The following is a 22,896-nucleotide window of genomic DNA, read 5'->3' on the forward strand; positions in this document are numbered from 1 at the left end:
AGGCCTGCGGCATCCTTCTTATATTGTGGATGCTTTAACAATGATTAAAAAAGTATCGCTGTTGACGGCGTTTTCCGTCACGGCATTTTCGGGCTGGGCGCAGGAAAGCGCCGACTCGTTGGTGGTGACAGCAAACCGTTTCGAACAACCAGCAAAAACCGTTCTGGCTCCGACCTCCGTCGTGACCCGTGAGGATATTGAACGCTGGCAGGCAACGAGTGTTGTGGAAATCATGTCACGCCTGCCGGGTGTGGACATCGCACAAAGCGGCGGGATGGGGTCAACCTCTTCAACGTTTATTCGCGGTACGGAATCCCGCCATGTTCTGGTACTGATTGATGGTATCCCCCTGAATAATGCCGGGATCAGCAATGTTCCCGATTTAAGCCAAATTCCGACGTCGCTGATTCAGCGTATTGAGTACATTCGCGGCCCACGTTCGGCGCTGTATGGCTCCGACGCGATTGGCGGTGTGATTAACATCATTACCGGGCGCGACAAGCCGGGTGCGGAAATTTCTGCGGGTGTCGGTTCAAAGGGGTATCAAAACTATAACGGTGCCTTCCAGCAGGTGTTCGATAAAACCAAAATCACCATGGCCGGTGATTATACCTATACCCGTGGTTTTGATATTGCCGCAAAAGATGCCCCGCGCCAGCCAGACCGCGATGGTTTTATGAGTAAATCGCTGTTTGGCTCGGTGGAGCAGCAGTTTACCGACAGCGTCAGCGGGTTCTTCCGTGGCTTTGGCTACGATAACCGCTCCGCGTATGACGGTTACGATCACTATGGCGCGACCGGCATTGATGGGCGGCCGGACACGCGTCAGGTTTACAGCCAGAACTGGGACACCGGGTTGCGCTATAACCAGGGTATTTTCCAGTCACAGCTGGTGGCAGGGTATGGCCGTAGCAAAGATCAGAACTATGATCCGAAAAAAGGCCGCTACGCTGACTCCGCAACCATGGATGACGTGAAGCAGTACACCACCCAGTGGCTGAATACGGTTGAAGTGGGTCACGGCAATATCGGCGCGGGTCTGGACTGGCAGAAGCAGAAAACCCAGGCGGGTACGGGCTATCTGGAAAAAGGTTACGAACAACGTAATACCGGCGTGTTCCTTTCGGCGATGCAGCAGTTCAACAGCGTGACGCTGGAAGCGGCGGCGCGTAATGACGATAACTCTAATTTTGGCAATCACGCCACCTGGCAGACCAGCGCCGCATGGGAGTTCATCGAGGGGTATCGCATCATCGGTTCTTACGGTACAGCGTATAAAGCACCGACCATGAGCCAGATCCACAGTAAAGATTACGGTAATCCGGATCTGAAGCCAGAAGAGAGTAAGCAGTGGGAAGGCGGCTTTGAAGGTCTGACGGGGCCGGTAAACTGGCGTGTGACGGGCTATCGTAATGATATCGATAACCTCATTAATAGCGACCCGCGGACTTACCGTTATTACAACGTCGATGAAGCCCGTATTAAAGGAATCGAGGCGACGGCCCAGTTCGACACTGGCCCGGTAGGGCATCAGATTTCTTACGACTACGTCGACCCGCGTAATGCGAAAACTAACGAAGTCCTGGCTCGTCGCTCAAAGCAACAGGTTAAGTATCAGCTTGACTGGCAGGTGTGGGATCTCGACTGGAATCTGGCGTACCGTTATCTGGGCACTCGCTATGACGTTGCCGTTGATCCGAATACCTATGCAACAGAACGCGTGAAAATGGGCGGCGTCAGCCTGTGGGACGTCGCGGTTTCATATCCTGTCACCTCTCATCTCACAGTTCGTGGTAAAATAGCCAACCTGTTCGATAAAGATTACGAGACAGTTTATGGCTACCAAACTGCAGGACGGGAATACACCTTGTCTGGCAGCTACACCTTCTGATCCGCGTCCCACCGTGCTGGTGTTTGATTCCGGCGTCGGTGGGCTTTCGGTCTATGATGAGATTCGGCAGCTCCTGCCGGATCTCCATTACATCTACGCCTTCGATAACGTCGCGTTCCCGTATGGGGAAAAGAGTGAAGACTTTATTGTTGAACGTGTGGTTGAAATCGTCACCGCGGTACAAAAGCGTTATCCCCTGGCGCTGGCGGTCATTGCCTGTAATACGGCAAGCACGGTCTCTCTTCCTGCCCTGCGCGAAAAATTCCCGTTCCCGGTTGTGGGCGTTGTTCCGGCAATCAAACCCGCGGCGCGTCTGACGGCGAACGGCATTGTGGGGTTGCTGGCTACGCGCGGTACGGTAAAACGTCCTTATACGCGTGAGCTTATAGAGCGCTTTGCCAATGAATGCCAGATCGCCATGCTCGGCTCCGCGGAGCTGGTGGAAATGGCGGAAGCAAAACTGCACGGCGAGACGGTATCGCTTGAAGAGCTGCGTCGTATTTTGCGTCCATGGCTGCGGATGCAGGAACCACCGGATACGGTTGTTCTTGGCTGCACCCATTTCCCGCTATTACAGGAAGAGCTGTTAAAGGTTCTGCCTGAAGGGACCCGGCTGGTGGATTCCGGTGCTGCAATTGCGCGTCGGACGGCCTGGCTGCTGGAACACGAGGCGCCGGATGCGAAATCAGCGGATGCGAACATCGCTTTCTGTATGGCGATAACAAAAGAAACCGAACAACTTTTGCCCGTTTTACGTCGTTATGGCTTCGAAACGCTCGAAAAACTGGCGCTGTAGCACGGTTTTGAGCAAAAAAGAGACGGTTGAACGTTTTTTTTCAAAGAGGGGTTGTCAACGTCGGAGAACTCCCTATAATGCGCCTCCACTGACACGGAACAACGGCTTACAAGCCGCCGGGACAGCGGGGTTCAGAGATGAACGCCAACAGAGAAAAGTGAAAATAATTGCTTGACTCTGAATGAGGAAAACGTAATATACGGGACCTCGCAACGATGAGCTGAAAGCCGCGTTGCAACTGCTCTTTAACAATTTATCAGACAATCTGTGTGGGCACTCAAAGTGACATGGATTCTTAATGTCCTCGGACACTAAATGAATACCAAGTCTCAACGAGTGAACACGTAATTCATTACGAAGTTTAATTCATTGAGCATCAAACTTTTAAATTGAAGAGTTTGATCATGGCTCAGATTGAACGCTGGCGGCAGGCCTAACACATGCAAGTCGAACGGTAACAGGAAGCAGCTTGCTGCTTTGCTGACGAGTGGCGGACGGGTGAGTAATGTCTGGGAAACTGCCTGATGGAGGGGGATAACTACTGGAAACGGTAGCTAATACCGCATAACGTCGCAAGACCAAAGAGGGGGACCTTCGGGCCTCTTGCCATCGGATGTGCCCAGATGGGATTAGCTAGTAGGTGGGGTAACGGCTCACCTAGGCGACGATCCCTAGCTGGTCTGAGAGGATGACCAGCCACACTGGAACTGAGACACGGTCCAGACTCCTACGGGAGGCAGCAGTGGGGAATATTGCACAATGGGCGCAAGCCTGATGCAGCCATGCCGCGTGTATGAAGAAGGCCTTCGGGTTGTAAAGTACTTTCAGCGGGGAGGAAGGTGTTGAGGTTAATAACCTCAGCAATTGACGTTACCCGCAGAAGAAGCACCGGCTAACTCCGTGCCAGCAGCCGCGGTAATACGGAGGGTGCAAGCGTTAATCGGAATTACTGGGCGTAAAGCGCACGCAGGCGGTCTGTCAAGTCGGATGTGAAATCCCCGGGCTCAACCTGGGAACTGCATTCGAAACTGGCAGGCTAGAGTCTTGTAGAGGGGGGTAGAATTCCAGGTGTAGCGGTGAAATGCGTAGAGATCTGGAGGAATACCGGTGGCGAAGGCGGCCCCCTGGACAAAGACTGACGCTCAGGTGCGAAAGCGTGGGGAGCAAACAGGATTAGATACCCTGGTAGTCCACGCCGTAAACGATGTCGACTTGGAGGTTGTGCCCTTGAGGCGTGGCTTCCGGAGCTAACGCGTTAAGTCGACCGCCTGGGGAGTACGGCCGCAAGGTTAAAACTCAAATGAATTGACGGGGGCCCGCACAAGCGGTGGAGCATGTGGTTTAATTCGATGCAACGCGAAGAACCTTACCTACTCTTGACATCCAGAGAACTTTCCAGAGATGGATTGGTGCCTTCGGGAACTCTGAGACAGGTGCTGCATGGCTGTCGTCAGCTCGTGTTGTGAAATGTTGGGTTAAGTCCCGCAACGAGCGCAACCCTTATCCTTTGTTGCCAGCGGTTAGGCCGGGAACTCAAAGGAGACTGCCAGTGATAAACTGGAGGAAGGTGGGGATGACGTCAAGTCATCATGGCCCTTACGAGTAGGGCTACACACGTGCTACAATGGCGCATACAAAGAGAAGCGACCTCGCGAGAGCAAGCGGACCTCATAAAGTGCGTCGTAGTCCGGATTGGAGTCTGCAACTCGACTCCATGAAGTCGGAATCGCTAGTAATCGTGGATCAGAATGCCACGGTGAATACGTTCCCGGGCCTTGTACACACCGCCCGTCACACCATGGGAGTGGGTTGCAAAAGAAGTAGGTAGCTTAACCTTCGGGAGGGCGCTTACCACTTTGTGATTCATGACTGGGGTGAAGTCGTAACAAGGTAACCGTAGGGAACCTGCGGTTGGATCACCTCCTTACCTTAAAGAACCTGCCTTTGTAGTGCTCACACAGATTGTCTGATGAAAAACAGCAGTAAAAAACCTCTACAGGCTTGTAGCTCAGGTGGTTAGAGCGCACCCCTGATAAGGGTGAGGTCGGTGGTTCAAGTCCACTCAGGCCTACCAAATTTTTGCTGATGCTGCGTTGCGGCGACACTCACATACATAAGTATGCTTCGTGTCACCACACCTTGCCTCAACAAAAATTACCGGTACAGAGGTGACTACGATGGGGCTATAGCTCAGCTGGGAGAGCGCCTGCCTTGCACGCAGGAGGTCTGCGGTTCGATCCCGCATAGCTCCACCATCTTTTACTGCGAACACAAGAAAACTTCAGAGTGAACCTGAAAAGGTGCACTGCGAAGTTTTGCTCTTTAAAAATCTGGATCAAGCTGAAAATTGAAACGACACACAGCTCATGTGTGTTCGAGTCTCTCAAATTTTCGCAATCAGAAGTGAAACATCTTCGGGTTGTGAGGTTAAGCGACTAAGCGTACACGGTGGATGCCCTGGCAGTCAGAGGCGATGAAGGACGTGCTAATCTGCGAAAAGCGCCGGCGAGGTGATATGAACCTTTGACCCGGCGATGTCCGAATGGGGAAACCCAGTGCAATCCGTTGCACTATCGTTAACTGAATACATAGGTTAACGAGGCGAACCGGGGGAACTGAAACATCTAAGTACCCCGAGGAAAAGAAATCAACCGAGATTCCCCCAGTAGCGGCGAGCGAACGGGGAGCAGCCCGGAGTCTGAATCAGCTTGTGTGTTAGTGGAACGGTCTGGAAAGTCCGACGGTACAGGGTGATAGTCCCGTACACGAAAGCACACTTGCTGTGAACTCGAAGAGTAGGGCGGGACACGTGGTATCCTGTCTGAATATGGGGGGACCATCCTCCAAGGCTAAATACTCCTGACTGACCGATAGTGAACCAGTACCGTGAGGGAAAGGCGAAAAGAACCCCGGCGAGGGGAGAAAAAGAACCTGAAACCGTGTACGTACAAGCAGTGGGAGCCTCTTTATGGGGTGACTGCGTACCTTTGTATAATGGGTCAGCGACTTATATTCTGTAGCAAGGTTAACCGTATAGGGAGCCGAAGGAAACCGAGTCTTAACTGGGCGTTAAGTTGCAGGGTATAGACCCGAAACCCGGTGATCTAGCCATGGGCAGGTTGAAGGTTGGGTAACACTAACTGGAGGACCGAACCGACTAATGTTGAAAAATTAGCGGATGACCTGTGGCTGGGGGTGAAAGGCCAATCAAACCGGGAGATAGCTGGTTCTCCCGAAAGCTATTTAGGTAGCGCCTCGTGAACTCATCTTCGGGGTAGAGCACTGTTTCGGCTAGGGGCCATCCCGGCTTACCAACCCGATGCAAACTACGAATACCGAAGAATGTTATCACGGGAGACACACGGCGGGTGCTAACGTCCGTCGTGAAGAGAAACAACCCAGACCGCCAGCTAAGGTCCCAAAGTCATGGTTAAGTGGGAAACGATGTGGGAAGGCACAGACAGCCAGGATGTTGGCTTAGAAGCAGCCATCATTTAAAGAAAGCGTAATAGCTCACTGGTCGAGTCGGCCTGCGCGGAAGATGTAACGGGGCTAAACCATGCACCGAAGCTGCGGCAGCGACACTATGTGTTGTTGGGTAGGGGAGCGTTCTGTAAGCCGTTGAAGGTGTGCTGTGAGGCATGCTGGAGGTATCAGAAGTGCGAATGCTGACATAAGTAACGATAAAGCGGGTGAAAAGCCCGCTCGCCGGAAGACCAAGGGTTCCTGTCCAACGTTAATCGGGGCAGGGTGAGTCGACCCCTAAGGCGAGGCCGAAAGGCGTAGTCGATGGGAAACAGGTTAATATTCCTGTACTTGGTGTTACTGCGAAGGGGGGACGGAGAAGGCTATGTCAGCCGGGCGACGGTTGTCCCGGTTTAAGCATGTAGGCGGAGGTTCCAGGTAAATCCGGTACCTTTTAACGCTGAGGTGTGATGACGAGGCACTACGGTGCTGAAGTGATAAATGCCCTGCTTCCAGGAAAAGCCTCTAAGCATCAGGTAACACGAAATCGTACCCCAAACCGACACAGGTGGTCAGGTAGAGAATACCAAGGCGCTTGAGAGAACTCGGGTGAAGGAACTAGGCAAAATGGTGCCGTAACTTCGGGAGAAGGCACGCTGATGTGTAGGTGAAGCCCTGCGGGCGGAGCTGAAATCAGTCGAAGATACCAGCTGGCTGCAACTGTTTATTAAAAACACAGCACTGTGCAAACACGAAAGTGGACGTATACGGTGTGACGCCTGCCCGGTGCCGGAAGGTTAATTGATGGGGTTAGCGGCAACGCGAAGCTCTTGATCGAAGCCCCGGTAAACGGCGGCCGTAACTATAACGGTCCTAAGGTAGCGAAATTCCTTGTCGGGTAAGTTCCGACCTGCACGAATGGCGTAATGATGGCCAGGCTGTCTCCACCCGAGACTCAGTGAAATTGAACTCGCTGTGAAGATGCAGTGTACCCGCGGCAAGACGGAAAGACCCCGTGAACCTTTACTATAGCTTGACACTGAACACTGGTCCTTGATGTGTAGGATAGGTGGGAGGCTTTGAAGCGTGGACGCCAGTCTGCGTGGAGCCAACCTTGAAATACCACCCTTTAATGGCTGGTGTTCTAACGTAGACCCGTAATCCGGGTTGCGGACAGTGTCTGGTGGGTAGTTTGACTGGGGCGGTCTCCTCCCAAAGAGTAACGGAGGAGCACGAAGGTTGGCTAATCCTGGTCGGACATCAGGAGGTTAGTGCAATGGCATAAGCCAGCTTGACTGCGAGCGTGACGGCGCGAGCAGGTGCGAAAGCAGGTCATAGTGATCCGGTGGTTCTGAATGGAAGGGCCATCGCTCAACGGATAAAAGGTACTCCGGGGATAACAGGCTGATACCGCCCAAGAGTTCATATCGACGGCGGTGTTTGGCACCTCGATGTCGGCTCATCACATCCTGGGGCTGAAGTAGGTCCCAAGGGTATGGCTGTTCGCCATTTAAAGTGGTACGCGAGCTGGGTTTAGAACGTCGTGAGACAGTTCGGTCCCTATCTGCCGTGGGCGCTGGAGAATTGAGGGGGGCTGCTCCTAGTACGAGAGGACCGGAGTGGACGCATCACTGGTGTTCGGGTTGTCATGCCAATGGCACTGCCCGGTAGCTAAATGCGGAAGAGATAAGTGCTGAAAGCATCTAAGCACGAAACTTGCCCCGAGATGAGTTCTCCCTGAGACCTTGAGTCTCCTGAAGGAACGTTAAAGACGATGACGTTGATAGGTCGGGTGTGTAAGCGCAGCGATGCGTTGAGCTAACCGATACTAATGAACCGTGAGGCTTAACCTTACAACGCCGAAGCTGTTTTGGCGAAGAGACAGAAGATTTTCAGCCTGATACAGATTAACAGAATTTGCCTGGCGGCTGTAGCGCGGTGGTCCCACCTGACCCCATGCCGAACTCAGAAGTGAAACGCCGTAGCGCCGATGGTAGTGTGGGGTCTCCCCATGTGAGAGTAGGGAACTGCCAGGCATCAAATTAAGTAGTAAGCCGGTGCATTAATCCGGTGGTTACAGAAGTATTCGGTGGAGCGGTAGTTCAGTCGGTTAGAATACCTGCCTGTCACGCAGGGGGTCGCGGGTTCGAGTCCCGTCCGTTCCGCCACTTATTAAGACATTAAGCCTGCCCTTCCGGCAGGCTTAATGGCAAAAACTTTAGGGGCGTAGCTCAGTTGGTAGAGCACCGGTCTCCAAAACCGGGTGTCGCGAGTTCGAGTCTCTCCGCCCCTGCCATATAGAATCCTTTGCTTCGGCAAAGGATTTTTTTTTGCCTGCAAAACAGCTCAACACCTTCCTGAAGAATAAGCAGCCTGCGTTTCCGCAGGCTTTTGCGTTAATCCAGTATGCTGGTTTTTAACAGATCTTTTATCTGCGACTGCTTATCGCTGTTTTGCAGCCAAATGGCATACAGCGGTCTGGAGAGCGTTGTCGAATCGGTGACAACATGGAGTGTAGGATTATTATCCGCCCAGCGAACAGGTAACCAGGTACAGCCTTTCAATGCGGGAAGATGCTGGCATGCGATCTCCGCTGAGCTTGTCGTGAGCTGCGGGATATCATCGCTGGCAATTAACCCCGTCTCGTGTTGCTGAAAATCAGGCCCCCATTCCAGGCGTAAATAATTCAGGTCGGCCTTCATCATTGCAGGCTCCGATGCATAGAGCGCCAGGCTAAATTGTCCAACAATCTGGCTGCTAAATTCGTCCATCTTGGGGGCTTCTGTGGTGATCAGCAGATCAAGCTGCCGCTCGTGGAGTTGCTTAACCAGCGACTGACGTTGCGCAATCCTCGCCTCAAATTGCAGATGGTTGTGTGTGCGATATAGCCGCATAAGCCATTGGCTGAGCATGCATTCCCATAGCGATGCGCTGGCACCGATCGAGAATTCATTATGCCGGGAGGTGTGCGCAACCTCCTTTCGCGCTGCCTGCCAGGTATTCATCAGGGTTTCTGCATAAGGCAACAACTTTTCACCAGCCGGAGTTAAACGAATATTGTTGCGATGGCGGGTAAAAAGGTTCACACCCAGTTGATTTTCCAGCTGTCGAATACGAAAACTGACTGCTGACTGCGTCAGGTAGAGGGCTTCAGCTGCTCGCCCAAAGTGTCGCGTTCTGCTCACTTCGAGGAAAGTTTTTAGCAATTCCGTATCCACATCTTTCTCCACAAAATTATTTGTCGTTATGATTTAAATGTTTTGTTTTACACTCTGTCAAGCGTAACTAATACTCCGCGCCATAAATAGCTCGGCCAAAGAATTAGGAGCGTGTAGGATGGCGGAAAGCTTTACGACGACTAATCGTTTTTTCGACAATAAACATTACCCGCGCGGGTTCTCTCGTCACGGCGATTTCACTATCAAAGAAGCTCAACTTCTTGAGCGCCATGGTTATGCCTTTAACGAGCTGGATCTGGGTAAACGTGAACCGGCAACCGAAGATGAAAAACAGTTTGTCTCTGTTTGCCGTGGTGAGCGTGAGCCGCAGTCTGATGCAGAACGTGTATGGATCAAGTATATGGCTCGCATTAAGCGTCCTAAGCGTTTCCATACGCTGTCTGGCGGTAAGCCGCAGATGGAAGGTGCAGAAGACTACACCGAGTCTGACGATTAAGAAGAGAAGGGGCTACGGCCTCTTTTTTTATGCCAGCATTTTTTGCAGATGCAACAGCAGCCGATCGATCGCACGATAACTTAATGCCTCCTGCAAATGCCGCCTCTCTATTCCGGGGCAGCCCTCCACGTCGGCGACCGTGCGCGCTACTTTCAACAAACGCTGCCACGCGCGAATGGATAGCCCAAACCGCGTCAGTGTCTCTTCCAGCCAGCCTGCATCTTCAGCGTTGAGAGAACAAAACTGTCGGATCCCGCTGTTATCCAGCCGGGCATTCAGCCTGTTCTGACGAGCATACTGCCGCGCCTGCGCCGCAATAACCCGTTCACGCACAGTTGCTGAGCTTTCGCCCCTAATACCGGTTTGCCTCAGCAGACCGGGCGGGGGCAGGGGGATCTCGAGAGATAAATCAAAACGGTCGAGGAAGGGGCCAGACAGCTTACTCAGATAGCGCAGCGTCTGCTCCGGCGTACAGCGGTTATGATTGCCCTGATAATGACCCGTAGGGCTAGGGTTCATCGCCGCGACTAGCTGAAACTGCGCAGGGTAGCTTATTTTGGCCCGAGTACGAGACAAATGGATTTCGCCGGATTCAATCGGCTCCCGCAATGCATCCAGCACGCGGCGTTCAAACTCTGGCAATTCATCCAGAAACAAAATGCCGTTGTGCGCCAGTGAGATTTCACCCGGTCCGGGGATCGAACCCCCGCCCACCATCGCGGTAAGAGACGCACTGTGGTGTGGAGAGCGGAAAGGACGGCGGCGCCACTGTTTATGCAGCGACGTAGAACTGACCAGGCTAAATATCGCGGCGCTTTCCAGTGCTTCATGATTATTGAGGGGTGGCAACAGGCCGCTCAATCTGCTCGCCAGCATCGTTTTCCCCGTGCCTGGCGGACCTATCAGTAACAGGTTATGCCCACCCGCGGCCGTTATCTCTAACGCCCGCTTACCCTGTTCCTGACCCATAATATCGCTGAGATCTTCGGGCGAAGCTGGCGCCACCTCGTCATTCTCCTGCGGCTCGGCAAGCTCGTGTCGGCCTTCCAGCCAGGCGCAAACCTCTTGCAAATGTCCTGCGACAAGACACCCCTTTTCGGCGATAAGGCTTACTTCAGAGGCATTTTCATTGGCCACAATGATTTGTCTTCCCGCGCGTATGGCTTCAAGCGCACCCGAGATTGCTCCGGGAACGCCTCTTAACGCGCCTGTAAGCGCTAATTCACCCACGAACTCACACGAGCTTAGCCCTGGCGTATTGAGCTGTTCAGAAGCCGCGAGAAGCGCTATAGCAATAGGTAAATCATATCGCCCTCCCTCCTTTGGCAAATCGGCGGGCGCAAGGTTAATGGTGATCTTCTTCGCCGGAAAAGCATAACCGCTATTAATAATTGCGCTGCGCACGCGATCCCTCGCCTCTTTAACGGTCGTTTCTGGTAAGCCGACCAGCGTCAGTCCGGGCAGTCCATTACTTAAATGAACCTCTACAGAAATAAGCGGTGCCTTCACGCCGATGGCCGCGCGTGTATAAACAACTGACAGTGACATAAGCCCTCCTTGGCGGTGACTATGCCAGCATCATTTTTTCCTGTTTAGCACTAATTCACTGAATTACGGCGCTCGTTCCAGCCTTTTAGCGGCAAAATGTAATCCTTACATGTCGGTGGAATCGGCCTCGCAGAAAAGAAATCATGCGCGCCTTGCCGGATGAAGCAGGACAAAAAAATGAAAAATCTTCATTTCTATTTTTTCCCTATATAAAACAACGATTTTGAAAGAAATAGTTCGCATGCTACAGATATAGGTCATAAAAAAATCTTGTGTCAGATGAAATATCTGTGGTAACTCTTTAGGTATTCCTTCGAACAAGATGCAAAAAGAACTGAAAATGACAGCCCTTCTACGAGTGATTAGCCTGGTCGTGATTAGCGTGGTGGTGATTATTATCCCACCGTGCGGGGCTGCACTTGGACGAGGAAAGGCTTAGAAATCAAGCCTTAACGAACTAAGACCCCCGCACCGAAAGGTCCGGGGGTTTTTTTATGACTAAAAAACTTAAATGAGGAGCAGAGAATGACGACTAGCACAAAATTCTGTTTCTCCAGATTTATGACGGGGAACTAACTATGAATGGGGCACAATGGGTAGTACATGCGTTGCGCGCGCAGGGAGTCGAAACCGTATTCGGTTATCCGGGTGGCGCAATTATGCCGATTTACGATGCACTGTATGACGGCGGCGTGGAACACCTGTTGTGCCGACACGAGCAGGGCGCAGCGATGGCCGCCATCGGTTATGCCCGTGCGACCGGTAAAACCGGCGTCTGTATGGCCACCTCCGGTCCGGGCGCAACGAACCTGATCACCGGCCTGGCTGACGCGCTGCTCGATTCCGTACCCGTGGTGGCGATCACCGGCCAGGTGGCCTCTCCGTTCATCGGCACCGATGCCTTCCAGGAAGTGGATGTGCTCGGTTTATCGCTGGCCTGCACCAAACACAGCTTCCTCGTTCAGTCTCTCGAAGAGCTGCCGCGGGTGATGGCCGAAGCGTTCGAGGTTGCCAGCTCTGGCCGTCCTGGCCCGGTTCTGGTTGATATCCCGAAAGATATCCAGGTTGCACTCGGCGATCTGGAGCCGCATTTCTCTACCGTGGAAAGCGATAATGCGTTCCCGCATGCAGAGGTGGAAGAGGCGCGTCAGATGATGGCGCAGGCCAAACAACCGATGCTGTACGTAGGCGGCGGCGTGGGCATGGCGCAGGCTGTTCCGGCGCTTCGCGCGTTCATTGCGACCACGCAAATGCCCGCCACCTGCACGCTGAAAGGTCTCGGTGCGGTAGAGGCGGATTACCCGTACTACCTCGGCATGCTGGGGATGCATGGTACCAAAGCGGCAAACCTGGCGGTGCAGGAATGCGACTTGCTTATCGCCGTCGGCGCCCGTTTTGACGACCGCGTTACCGGCAAGCTGAATACCTTCGCGCCGAACGCCAAAGTGATCCATATGGACATCGACCCGGCGGAGATGAACAAACTGCGTCAGGCGCATGTCGCGTTGCAGGGCGATCTTAACGCGCTGTTACCGGCGCTGGAGCAGCCGCTGGATATCAACCCATGGCGTCAGCACACCGCTGATATGCGTACTGAACACGCGTGGCGTTACGATCACCCAGGCGACGCCATCTATGCGCCGCTGCTGTTGAAACAGCTGTCAGACCGTAAACCCGCAGACAGCGTGGTAACGACGGATGTCGGCCAGCATCAGATGTGGTCAGCCCAGCACATGACCTACACCCGCCCGGAGAACTTTATCACCTCGAGCGGCTTAGGCACGATGGGCTTCGGTCTGCCAGCAGCCGTTGGCGCGCAGGTTGCCCGCCCGAACGATACCGTTATCTGTATCTCCGGTGACGGCTCCTTCATGATGAACGTCCAGGAGCTCGGCACCGTGAAGCGTAAGCAGTTACCGCTGAAGATCGTCTTGCTCGATAACCAGCGTTTAGGCATGGTTCGCCAGTGGCAGCAGCTGTTCTTCCAGGAGCGTTACAGCGAAACGACCCTGACCGATAACCCCGATTTCCTCACCCTGGCCAGCGCCTTCGGCATTCCTGGCCAGCACATCACCCGTAAAGACCAGGTTGAAGCGGCACTCGACACCATGCTGTCAAGCGAAGGGCCATACCTGCTTCATGTCTCAATCGACGAGCTTGAGAACGTCTGGCCGTTGGTACCGCCCGGTGCCAGTAACTCACAAATGCTGGAGAAATTATCATGATGCAACATCAGGTCGCCGTGCAGGCTCGCTTCAACCCGGAAACTTTAGAACGCGTATTGCGCGTGGTTCGCCACCGTGGCTTTCAGATTTGCTCTATGAATATGGAAACGGCCACCGACGCGCAGAACATCAGTATCGAATTAACCGTTGCCAGCCCGCGGCCGGTCGACTTACTGTTTAGTCAGTTATCAAAACTGGTAGACGTTGCCCATGTTGCCATCTGCCAGAGCACAACCACATCACAACAAATCCGCGCTTAAGCGTGACAGGACGAAAAAATGACGACAAAAAAAGCTGATTACATTTGGTTCAATGGTGAGATGGTTCGCTGGGAAGACGCGAAAGTTCACGTGATGTCCCACGCGCTGCACTACGGCACCTCCGTGTTTGAAGGGATCCGTTGCTACGACTCTCACAAAGGGCCAGTGGTGTTCCGCCATCGCGAACACATGCAGCGTCTGCATGACTCAGCCAAAATTTATCGTTTCCCGGTCTCCCAAAGCGTTGATGAGCTGATGGAAGCCTGCCGCGAGGTGATTCGCCAGAACAAACTGACCAGCGCCTATATTCGTCCGCTGGTCTTCGTGGGTGATGTCGGCATGGGCGTCAACCCGCCCGCTGGCTATAACACCGATGTGATCATTGCCGCGTTCCCGTGGGGCGCCTACCTGGGCGCGGAAGCGCTGGATCAGGGGATCGACGCAATGGTTTCTTCCTGGAACCGCGTGGCGCCAAACACTATCCCGACTGCGGCTAAAGCGGGCGGTAACTACCTTTCCTCACTGCTGGTCGGCAGCGAAGCGCGCCGTCACGGCTATCAGGAAGGTATCGCGCTGGATGTGAATGGCTACATCTCCGAAGGCGCGGGTGAAAACCTGTTTGAAGTGAAAGACGGCATTCTGTTCACCCCGCCATTCACTTCGTCCGCGCTGCCGGGCATCACCCGCGACGCCATCATCAAGCTGGCAAAAGATCTGGGTATCGAAGTGCGCGAGCAGGTACTGTCCCGCGAATCCCTGTACCTGGCTGACGAAGTGTTCATGTCCGGTACCGCGGCTGAAATTACGCCGGTGCGTAGCGTCGATGGCATTCAGGTGGGCGAAGGCCGCTGTGGCTCGGTCACCAAACGCATTCAGCAAGCCTTCTTCGGCCTGTTCACCGGCGAAACAGAAGACAAATACGGCTGGTTGGATCAGGTTAATCACTAAATATAAATTTGGGACGGCACGCACCGTCCCATTAAATAGTCAGACGGGAGTAAATAAAGCATGCCTAAGTATCGTTCAGCCACCACCACCCACGGCCGTAATATGGCGGGTGCCCGCGCACTGTGGCGCGCCACCGGAATGACCGACGCCGATTTCGGCAAGCCAATTATCGCCGTGGTGAACTCCTTCACCCAGTTTGTACCGGGCCACGTGCACCTGCGCGATCTCGGCAAGCTGGTTGCCGAGCAAATCGAAGCCTCCGGCGGCGTGGCGAAAGAGTTCAACACCATTGCGGTGGATGACGGTATCGCAATGGGCCACGGGGGAATGCTCTATTCACTGCCGTCGCGCGAGCTGATCGCCGACTCGGTGGAGTACATGGTTAATGCCCACTGCGCCGATGCGATGGTCTGTATCTCCAACTGCGACAAAATCACCCCGGGGATGCTGATGGCTTCCCTGCGCCTGAACATCCCGGTGATCTTCGTCTCCGGTGGCCCAATGGAAGCGGGGAAAACCAAGCTCTCCGACAAAATCATCAAGCTCGACCTGGTCGATGCGATGATCCAGGGCGCGGACCCGAAAGTCTCTGACGAGCAGAGCGACCAGGTGGAACGCTCCGCGTGCCCGACCTGCGGCTCCTGTTCCGGGATGTTCACCGCCAACTCCATGAACTGCCTGACCGAAGCGCTGGGCCTGTCTCAGCCGGGCAACGGCTCGCTGCTGGCGACCCACGCCGACCGTAAGCAGCTGTTCCTTAACGCGGGCAAGCGCATCGTTGAGCTGACCAAACGCTACTACGAGCAGGACGACGCCAACGCGCTGCCGCGTAACATCGCCAGCAAAGCGGCGTTCGAAAACGCCATGACGCTGGATATCGCCATGGGCGGTTCCACCAACACCGTTCTGCACCTGCTGGCCGCCGCGCAGGAAGCTGAAATCGACTTCACCATGAGCGACATCGACAAGCTCTCCCGCAAAGTGCCGCAGCTGTGTAAAGTCGCGCCGAGTACCCAGAAGTACCACATGGAAGATGTCCACCGTGCGGGTGGCGTGATTGGTATTCTCGGCGAGCTGGATCGCGCCGGGCTGCTGAACCGCGACGTGAAAAACGTGCTCGGCCTGACGCTGCCGGAGTCGCTGGAGCAGTACGACGTGATGCTGACCAAAGACGACGCGGTGAAAAACATGTATCGCGCCGGTCCGGCGGGCATCCGTACCACCCAGGCGTTCTCGCAGGATTGCCGCTGGGACACGCTGGATGACGATCGCGCCGAAGGCTGCATTCGCTCGCTGGAACATGCCTACAGCAAAGACGGCGGTCTGGCCGTGCTGTACGGTAACTTCGCGGAAAATGGCTGCATTGTGAAAACCGCAGGCGTGGACGACAGCATCCTGAAATTTACCGGCCCGGCAAAAGTGTATGAAAGCCAGGACGAAGCGGTAGACGCTATCCTCGGCGGCAAAGTGGTGGAAGGCGACGTGGTGGTCATTCGCTACGAAGGGCCGAAAGGCGGTCCGGGCATGCAGGAGATGCTCTACCCGACCACCTTCCTGAAATCGATGGGCCTCGGCAAAGCCTGCGCGCTGATCACCGATGGTCGTTTCTCTGGCGGCACGTCAGGCCTCTCCATTGGCCACGTCTCGCCAGAAGCGGCAAGCGGCGGCAATATCGCGATCATCGAAGATGGCGACCTGATCGAAATCGACATTCCGAACCGCGGCATTCAGCTGAAGCTGAGTGACCAGGAGATTGCGGCCCGTCGTGAGGCGCAGGAAGCCCGCGGCGACAAAGCCTGGACGCCGAAAGATCGTCAGCGTGAAGTCTCCTTCGCCCTGCGCGCTTACGCGAGTCTTGCCACCAGTGCAGATAAAGGCGCGGTGCGCGATAAATCTAAACTGGGGGGCTAATGATGGCCGAGTCACAACCCTTATCCGCCGCCCCGGAGGGGGCGGAATACCTGAGAGCGGTACTACGCGCGCCGGTCTATGAAGCGGTGCAGGTCACGCCCCTGCAAAAAATGGACAAAATCTCTTCGCGTCTCGACAACGTCATTCTGGTGAAGCGTGAAGACAGGCAGCCGGTGCACAGCTTCAAGCTGCGCGGCGCCTACGCGATGATGGCCGGGCTGACGGACGAGCAGAAAGCGCGCGGGGTGATTACCGCCTCGGCGGGCAATCACGCGCAGGGCGTGGCGTTCTCCTCGGCGCGTCTGGGGCTGAAGGCGCTGATCGTGATGCCGGTCGCCACCGCAGATATCAAGGTCGACGCGGTGCGCGGGTTCGGCGGAGAAGTGCTGCTTCACGGCGCTAACTTTGACGAAGCCAAAGCCAAAGCGATTGAGCTGGCGCAGCAGCAGGGCTTCACCTGGGTGCCGCCGTTCGATCACCCGATGGTGATTGCCGGGCAGGGTACGCTGGCGCTGGAACTGTTGCAGCAGGACGCCCATCTCGACCGCGTTTTCGTCCCGGTGGGCGGCGGCGGCTTAGCCGCAGGTGTGGCGGTGCTGATCAAACAGCTGATGCCGCAGATCAAAGTGATTGCGGTTGAAGCGGAAGACTCTGCCTGCCTGAAGGCGGCGCTGGACGCCGGACATCCGGTAGATCTGCCGCGCGTCGGGCTGTTCGCCGAGGGCGTGGCGGTGAAGCGCATTGGCGACGAAACGTTCCGCCTGTGCCAGGAGTATCTCGACGATATCGTCACCGTCGACAGCGACGCTATCTGCGCGGCGATGAAAGATCTCTTCGAGGATGTGCGTGCGGTGGCGGAACCATCCGGCGCGCTGGCGCTGGCGGGAATGAAAAAATACATCGCCCAGCACAATATTCGCGGCGAGCGTCTGGCGCACGTGCTTTCCGGTGCCAACGTGAACTTCCACGGTCTGCGCTACGTTTCCGAGCGCTGTGAGCTGGGTGAGCAGCGTGAAGCGCTGCTGGCGGTGACCATTCCGGAAGAGAAGGGCAGCTTCCTGAAGTTCTGTCAGCTGCTGGGCGGTCGTTCGGTAACGGAGTTCAACTACCGCTTTGCCGATGCCAAAGATGCGTGCATTTTTGTCGGCGTGCGTCTGAGCCGTGGCGTGGAGGAGCGCAAAGAGATCCTCAGCCTGCTGCATGACGGCGGTTACAGCGTGGTCGATCTCTCCGACGACGAGATGGCGAAGCTGCACGTGCGTTACATGGTCGGCGGCCGTCCATCCAAGCCGCTGAAGGAACGCCTGTTCAGCTTCGAGTTCCCGGAATCGCCGGGCGCGCTGCTCAAGTTCCTGCACACGTTGGGCACGCACTGGAACATCTCTCTGTTCCACTACCGCAGCCACGGCACCGACTATGGCCGCGTACTGGCGGCGTTCGAGCTGGGCGAGCACGAGCCGGATTTCGAAACGCGCCTGAACGAGCTGGGCTATGAGTGCCATGACGAAACCCACAACCCGGCGTTCCGTTTCTTCCTGGCGGGTTAGGTTGTTCGGGAAAATGCCTGATGGCGCTGCGCTTATCAGGCCTACGTTCTAAGGGTTGAACTGCGTGTAGGCCGGGTAAGCGCAGCGCCACCCGGCTTTAGTGGTTCGGCAATATCGTCCAGAACGCATCAATAAGCGGCTCATGCAGCCGCTTTTTTTGTGCGCACACGCCTAGCTCGAACGGCGTTTTCTCGTCGCTGCGTTCTAAAATCATCACGCGATTGCGCACCGGCTCCGGGCTGTTTTCCAGCACCACTTCCGGTAGCAGCGCTACGCCGCAGCCGAGCGCCACCATCGATACCATCGCCTCATGGCCGCCGACCGTGGCGTAAATCGACGGGTTACTGATCTTCTGGCGGCGGAACCACAGCTCAATGCGGCGGCGCACCGGCCCCTGATCGGCCATGATAAACGGCACCGTGGACCAGTCCGGTTTCTCCACCGAAACCTGGTTGCGCACCGGGCAGGGCAGCGCCGGGGCAATCAGCACTACCGCCAAATTCTCCAGCATCGAGAACGCCACCGCCCCCGGCAGCGTTTCAGGTTTTCCGGCAATCGCCAGATCCGCTTCGCCCGTCACCACTTTTTCCATCGCGTCGGCGGCATCGCCGGTGGTGAGCTTAATTTCAACCGACGGATGTTCCGCGCGGAAGCGGTCGAGAATGGGGGGAAGATGGCTGTAGGCAGCAGTCACGGAACAGAAAATATGCAGCTCGCCGGAAAGCGACGGCCCTTGCTGGTCGATGGTGTGCCGCAGCTGCTGATACTGTAATAACGTCTGCTGAGCAAAGATGCGCAGCTCTTCACCTGCTTCCGTGAGGGTGACGGTGCGGTTATCGCGCACGAACAGCGGCTGGCCGAGGTCTTCCTCAAGGCGCTGGATCTGGCGCGACAGCGTGGAGGGGCTGACGTGCATCGCCCGGGCGCTACGGCCAAAGTGACGGCTTTCCGCCAGGTGCAGGAACATTTTCAGATCGCGTAAATCCACCGATTCCACTCCCTCTTTTTACATTGCATAAATTGCAATGTGACGTTGTGAATATATCAATTTCCGCAATAAATTTCCTGTTGTAATGTGGGTACATTCTCGCTGAAACGCGAACCGAACAATAAGACACACAACATCACGAGGTATCACCCATGGCTAACTACTTTAATACACTGAACTTGCGCCAGCAGCTGGCGCAGCTGGGCAAATGCCGCTTCATGGCGCGCGATGAATTTGCTGATGGCGCGAGCTACCTTCAGGGTAAAAAAGTGGTCATTGTCGGCTGTGGCGCACAGGGTCTGAACCAGGGCCTGAACATGCGTGACTCCGGGCTGGATATCTCCTACGCCCTGCGTAAAGAAGCGATTGCCGAAAAGCGTGCTTCCTGGCGTAAAGCGACCGAAAACGGCTTCAAAGTGGGCACCTACGAAGAGCTGATCCCGCAGGCGGATCTGGTGGTTAACCTGACGCCGGACAAGCAGCACTCTGACGTTGTGCGTTCCGTACAGCCGCTGATGAAAGACGGCGCCGCGCTGGGTTACTCCCACGGCTTCAACATCGTTGAAGTGGGCGAGCAGATCCGTAAAGACATCACCGTGGTGATGGTGGCACCGAAGTGCCCGGGCACCGAAGTGCGCGAAGAGTACAAACGTGGCTTCGGCGTACCGACGCTGATCGCCGTTCACCCGGAAAACGATCCGAAAGGCGAAGGCATGGCGATTGCCAAAGCCTGGGCTGCGGCCACTGGCGGCCATCGTGCGGGCGTGCTGGAATCTTCCTTCGTTGCGGAAGTGAAATCTGACCTGATGGGCGAGCAGACCATCCTGTGCGGCATGCTCCAGGCCGGCTCTCTGCTGTGCTTCGACAAGCTGGTGGAAGAAGGCACCGATCCGGCATACGCGGAAAAACTGATTCAGTTCGGCTGGGAAACCATCACCGAAGCGCTGAAGCAGGGCGGCATTACGCTGATGATGGACCGACTGTCCAACCCGGCAAAACTGCGCGCGTTCGCACTCTCTGAACAGCTGAAAACCATCATGGCGCCGCTGTTCCAGAAACATATGGACGACATTATCTCCGGCGAGTTCTCTTCCGGCATGATGGCGGACTGGGCGAATGACGATAAGAAACTGCTGACCTGGCGCGAAGAGACCGGTAAAACCGCGTTCGAAACCGCACCACAGTATGACGGCAAGATCACCGAGCAGGAGTACTTCGATAAAGGCGTCCTGATGATCGCGATGGTGAAAGCGGGCGTTGAGCTGGCGTTCGAAACCATGGTGGATTCGGGCATCATTGAAGAATCTGCGTACTACGAATCGCTGCACGAGCTGCCGCTGATCGCAAACACCATCGCCCGTAAACGTCTGTATGAGATGAACGTGGTGATCTCCGATACTGCCGAGTACGGTAACTACCTGTTCTCTTACGCCTGCGTACCGCTGCTGAAAGAGTTCATGACCACCCTGCAAGCGGGCGATCTGGGCCAGGCGATTGCGGAAGGAGCGGTTGATAACGCGCAGCTGCGTGACGTCAACGAAGCGATTCGCAGCCACGAAATCGAGAAAGTGGGCCAGAAACTGCGTGGCTACATGACCGATATGAAACGTATCGCGGTAGCAGGCTAAACACGACGAATCGGGTGGCGTAAGCCACCCGAACTGTTTTAGCTACGCAATATCGCGCCGGGATAACCCAGCTGGCGCCACGCCTCATACACCACCACCGACACCGCATTCGACAGGTTCATGCTGCGGCTGTCCGGCATCATCGGAATACGAATTTTCTGCTCAGCGGGCAGGGCATCCAGAATGGTGGCCGGCAGGCCGCGGGTTTCCGGACCAAACATCAGATAATCCCCGTCCTGATAGCTTAAGGCGCTGTGCGCTGGCGTACCTTTGGTGGTCAGGGCGAACATGCGCTGTGGTTTTTCGGATCCCAGAAACGCGGCGTAATCGTGATGACGAACGACGGCGGTAAACTCATGGTAGTCCAGCCCCGCGCGGCGCAGACGTTTGTCGTCCCACGTAAAGCCCATCGGCTCAATAATGTGCAGACGAAAACCGGTGTTGGCGCACAGGCGGATAATATTGCCGGTGTTCGGCGGAATTTCTGGTTCGAATAAGACGATGTTAAGCATGCTGCCCCCTTAATTGCGGGGGCAGAATAGCAGAAAAGAGAGGGACTAGGCGACGCCCGGCTCCTGCGCGCGGCTATACAGCATTTTGTAGACGGTTGCCGCCGCAGCCACGAGAGCAGGTACGCTGAGGATCATTAAAATACTGTCCGCCTGCCACTGCATGGAAAGAAGCTGGGCGCTGGTCATGGTGCCCGCCACGCCGCCGAAGCGGCCGATCCCCTGCATCCAGGCGATACCCGTCGCTCGGCACTCGGTAGGGTAAAAGGTGGCGGCCAGGGTCTGCATGCCCGACTGCGCGCCGTTCATCGCGATCCCCATCAGGAAAATTAACCCGCCAAACAGGGCGATATGGTTATGCTCAATGCCGAGTAAAAGAATCAGGCCCATCGTCAGCACGAAACCACACGCGACCACCTTGTGCGCTTCCCAGCGATCCATCATCCAGCCCGCGAGCAAAATGCCAGCGGTGCCGCCGAAGGTGAACAGCGAGGTAAGCCAGGCGGATTCCGTCAGCGCATATCCCATCCCCTGCATCAGCGTTGGCATCCAGCTCAGCAGGACGTAATAAATCACCAGCCCCATAAAATAGGTGACCCACAGCATCAGGGTGCCGGGCAGCCAGGGCATGGAAAACAGCTGCGACACGCTGCCTTTTTTCGACGCGACTTTCTCCTCCGCGAGGAAAAAGCCCGTGACGCTATCCAGCGTGCTGCGGGCGAACCGGCTGGCGATGCGGCGAACCTGGGCGACGTCTTTCCCGCGCTGCACCAGAAACTTCACCGACTCCGGCAACAGCAGCGCCAGCAGCACCGTTAAAATCAGCGGCGCAATCGCGCCGGTCAACAGCACGCTTCGCCAGCCGTGGTGAGGGATAAGCCAGGACGAGATCGCCCCGCCGCCCGCCGCACCCAGCGGAAAGCCGCAGTACATGGTGTTAATTACCATGGCGCGGCAGCGCTGGGGGGCAAACTCGGAGATCAGCGTGATGGCGTTAGGCATGGCAGCGCCGAGGCCCAGGCCCGTCAGAAAGCGCCACAGCGTCAGGGTATTCAGACTTTGCGCCCAGGCCGTGCCCAGGCTCGCCAGGCCGAAGAACAGGCATGAAAAGACCAGTACGCGCTTGCGTCCCATCCGGTCCGATACCGGACCTGCAATCAGGGCTCCCAGCGACAGCCCCAGCAGCGCCGCACTCAGCACCGGCCCCAGATCCTGTTTATGTATTCCCCACTCTGTCGACAGCGTAGGCGCAATGTAACCCATCGCTGCGGTATCAAACCCATCAATCGCCAGCACCAGAAAGCCCAGCACAATAAGAAGCCAGTGAAACCCTGAAAAAGGACTTTCATCGATCACCTGCTGAATATCCACCTTACCTGAATACGCCATACGTTCCCCTCCGATGTGATGTTGTTTTTGTGTTCTTGTATTTGCTTGTCTATACAATTGCGGAGAGGCGGGGTGTGTCAAATTTTCTTATCCAGAATGTTACGCAGGTGTTATTT

Annotated in this window: 16 protein-coding genes, 4 tRNA genes and 3 rRNA genes; 18 read left to right on the forward strand and 5 right to left on the reverse strand. The window is 55.6% G+C overall.

Going from position 1 to position 22,896, the window contains the following annotated elements; all coding sequences use genetic code 11:
- The first annotated feature begins 40 nt into the window (after positions 1–40).
- The 9 genes from btuB to KTH07_RS21255 all read left to right on the forward strand — a co-directional run bounded on the left by btuB (position 41) and on the right by KTH07_RS21255 (position 8,448).
- The gene (gene btuB, locus KTH07_RS21215) at positions 41–1,891 is read left to right on the forward strand and encodes a TonB-dependent vitamin B12 receptor BtuB (protein WP_023304629.1); all 1,851 of its coding nucleotides are present in this window, start codon (positions 41–43) and stop codon (positions 1,889–1,891) included.
- Positions 1,836–2,687 carry a glutamate racemase gene (gene murI, locus KTH07_RS21220; RefSeq protein ID WP_003862067.1) on the forward strand — a complete coding sequence of 284 codons (852 nt, stop codon included), beginning with the start codon at positions 1,836–1,838 and terminating at the stop codon, positions 2,685–2,687. The genes btuB and murI overlap by 56 nt, the downstream gene beginning before the upstream one ends.
- Before the next feature lie 386 nt (positions 2,688–3,073).
- Positions 3,074–4,614 (forward strand): 16S ribosomal RNA (locus KTH07_RS21225).
- Between the two features lie 70 nt (positions 4,615–4,684).
- Positions 4,685–4,761: transfer RNA gene (locus tag KTH07_RS21230), tRNA-Ile, on the forward strand.
- A 105-nt stretch (positions 4,762–4,866) separates the two neighbouring features.
- Positions 4,867–4,942: transfer RNA gene (locus tag KTH07_RS21235), tRNA-Ala, on the forward strand.
- Positions 4,943–5,112: 170 nt separating this feature from the next.
- Positions 5,113–8,005 (forward strand): 23S ribosomal RNA (locus KTH07_RS21240).
- Positions 8,006–8,072: 67 nt separating this feature from the next.
- Positions 8,073–8,188, forward strand: a 5S ribosomal RNA gene (rrf, locus tag KTH07_RS21245).
- The 16S, 23S and 5S rRNA genes sit together here with 4 tRNA genes alongside, the layout of an rRNA operon.
- A gap of 55 nt (positions 8,189–8,243) precedes the next feature.
- Positions 8,244–8,320 (forward strand) — tRNA-Asp (locus KTH07_RS21250).
- Positions 8,321–8,372: 52 nt separating this feature from the next.
- Positions 8,373–8,448 (forward strand) — tRNA-Trp (locus KTH07_RS21255).
- Between the two features lie 100 nt (positions 8,449–8,548).
- Here the strand turns inward: KTH07_RS21255 and hdfR are convergent.
- Complete coding sequence (hdfR, locus tag KTH07_RS21260; RefSeq protein ID WP_023304628.1) at positions 8,549–9,370, reverse strand: HTH-type transcriptional regulator HdfR; 822 nt, start codon at positions 9,368–9,370, stop codon at positions 8,549–8,551.
- 118 nt (positions 9,371–9,488) lie between these two features.
- Here hdfR and KTH07_RS21265 point away from each other — a divergent pair, with 118 nt between their 5' ends.
- Entirely contained in the window at positions 9,489–9,827 is a 339-nt protein-coding gene (locus KTH07_RS21265) for a DUF413 domain-containing protein (RefSeq protein ID WP_006808641.1), read from the forward strand.
- Between the two features lie 27 nt (positions 9,828–9,854).
- Here the strand turns inward: KTH07_RS21265 and KTH07_RS21270 are convergent, their stop codons facing one another.
- A complete protein-coding gene (locus KTH07_RS21270; protein ID WP_032620478.1) occupies positions 9,855–11,375 on the reverse strand; it encodes a YifB family Mg chelatase-like AAA ATPase in 1,521 nt (506 codons plus the stop codon).
- Positions 11,376–11,715: 340 nt separating this feature from the next.
- Here KTH07_RS21270 and ilvL point away from each other — a divergent pair, with 340 nt between their 5' ends.
- The 7 genes from ilvL to ilvA all read left to right on the forward strand — a co-directional run bounded on the left by ilvL (position 11,716) and on the right by ilvA (position 18,266).
- A complete protein-coding gene (gene ilvL / locus KTH07_RS21275) occupies positions 11,716–11,814 on the forward strand; it encodes an ilv operon leader peptide (protein WP_001311244.1) in 99 nt (32 codons plus the stop codon).
- Positions 11,815–11,900: 86 nt separating this feature from the next.
- Positions 11,901–11,951, forward strand: coding sequence for a peptide IlvX (gene ilvX, locus KTH07_RS21280; RefSeq protein WP_166792073.1), 51 nt, complete (start codon positions 11,901–11,903; stop codon positions 11,949–11,951).
- A gap of 2 nt (positions 11,952–11,953) precedes the next feature.
- Positions 11,954–13,600: an acetolactate synthase 2 catalytic subunit gene (gene ilvG / locus KTH07_RS21285; RefSeq protein ID WP_023304625.1), complete on the forward strand. Its 1,647-nt coding sequence runs from the start codon at positions 11,954–11,956 to the stop codon at positions 13,598–13,600.
- The gene (gene ilvM / locus KTH07_RS21290) at positions 13,597–13,860 is read left to right on the forward strand and encodes an acetolactate synthase 2 small subunit (RefSeq protein ID WP_003860184.1); all 264 of its coding nucleotides are present in this window, start codon (positions 13,597–13,599) and stop codon (positions 13,858–13,860) included. The genes ilvG and ilvM overlap by 4 nt, the downstream gene beginning before the upstream one ends.
- Positions 13,861–13,878: 18 nt before the next feature.
- Positions 13,879–14,808: a branched-chain-amino-acid transaminase gene (gene ilvE / locus KTH07_RS21295; RefSeq protein WP_015572775.1), complete on the forward strand. Its 930-nt coding sequence runs from the start codon at positions 13,879–13,881 to the stop codon at positions 14,806–14,808.
- A gap of 60 nt (positions 14,809–14,868) precedes the next feature.
- The gene (ilvD, locus tag KTH07_RS21300) at positions 14,869–16,719 is read left to right on the forward strand and encodes a dihydroxy-acid dehydratase (RefSeq protein WP_032620477.1); all 1,851 of its coding nucleotides are present in this window, start codon (positions 14,869–14,871) and stop codon (positions 16,717–16,719) included.
- 2 nt (positions 16,720–16,721) lie between these two features.
- A complete protein-coding gene (gene ilvA, locus KTH07_RS21305; RefSeq protein WP_086524719.1) occupies positions 16,722–18,266 on the forward strand; it encodes a threonine ammonia-lyase, biosynthetic in 1,545 nt (514 codons plus the stop codon).
- Positions 18,267–18,363: 97 nt separating this feature from the next.
- Here ilvA and ilvY read toward each other — a convergent pair whose 3' ends face one another.
- Positions 18,364–19,254, reverse strand: coding sequence for an HTH-type transcriptional activator IlvY (gene ilvY / locus KTH07_RS21310; RefSeq protein WP_017693777.1), 891 nt, complete (start codon positions 19,252–19,254; stop codon positions 18,364–18,366).
- 152 nt (positions 19,255–19,406) lie between these two features.
- Here ilvY and ilvC point away from each other — a divergent pair, with 152 nt between their 5' ends.
- Complete coding sequence (gene ilvC, locus KTH07_RS21315; RefSeq protein ID WP_006808634.1) at positions 19,407–20,882, forward strand: ketol-acid reductoisomerase; 1,476 nt, start codon at positions 19,407–19,409, stop codon at positions 20,880–20,882.
- A gap of 38 nt (positions 20,883–20,920) precedes the next feature.
- On the opposite strand, the gene trmL is transcribed toward ilvC, so the two are convergent.
- Complete coding sequence (trmL, locus tag KTH07_RS21320) at positions 20,921–21,394, reverse strand: tRNA (uridine(34)/cytosine(34)/5-carboxymethylaminomethyluridine(34)-2'-O)-methyltransferase TrmL (RefSeq protein ID WP_032620475.1); 474 nt, start codon at positions 21,392–21,394, stop codon at positions 20,921–20,923.
- A 45-nt stretch (positions 21,395–21,439) separates the two neighbouring features.
- Positions 21,440–22,780, reverse strand: coding sequence for an aromatic acid/H+ symport family MFS transporter (locus KTH07_RS21325; protein ID WP_023295614.1), 1,341 nt, complete (start codon positions 22,778–22,780; stop codon positions 21,440–21,442).
- Between the last annotated feature and the right edge of the window lie 116 nt (positions 22,781–22,896).

Origin of the sequence: Enterobacter cloacae complex sp. ECL72, assembly GCF_019056635.1 — a bacterium.
Classification (GTDB): domain Bacteria; phylum Pseudomonadota; class Gammaproteobacteria; order Enterobacterales; family Enterobacteriaceae; genus Enterobacter; species Enterobacter hormaechei_C.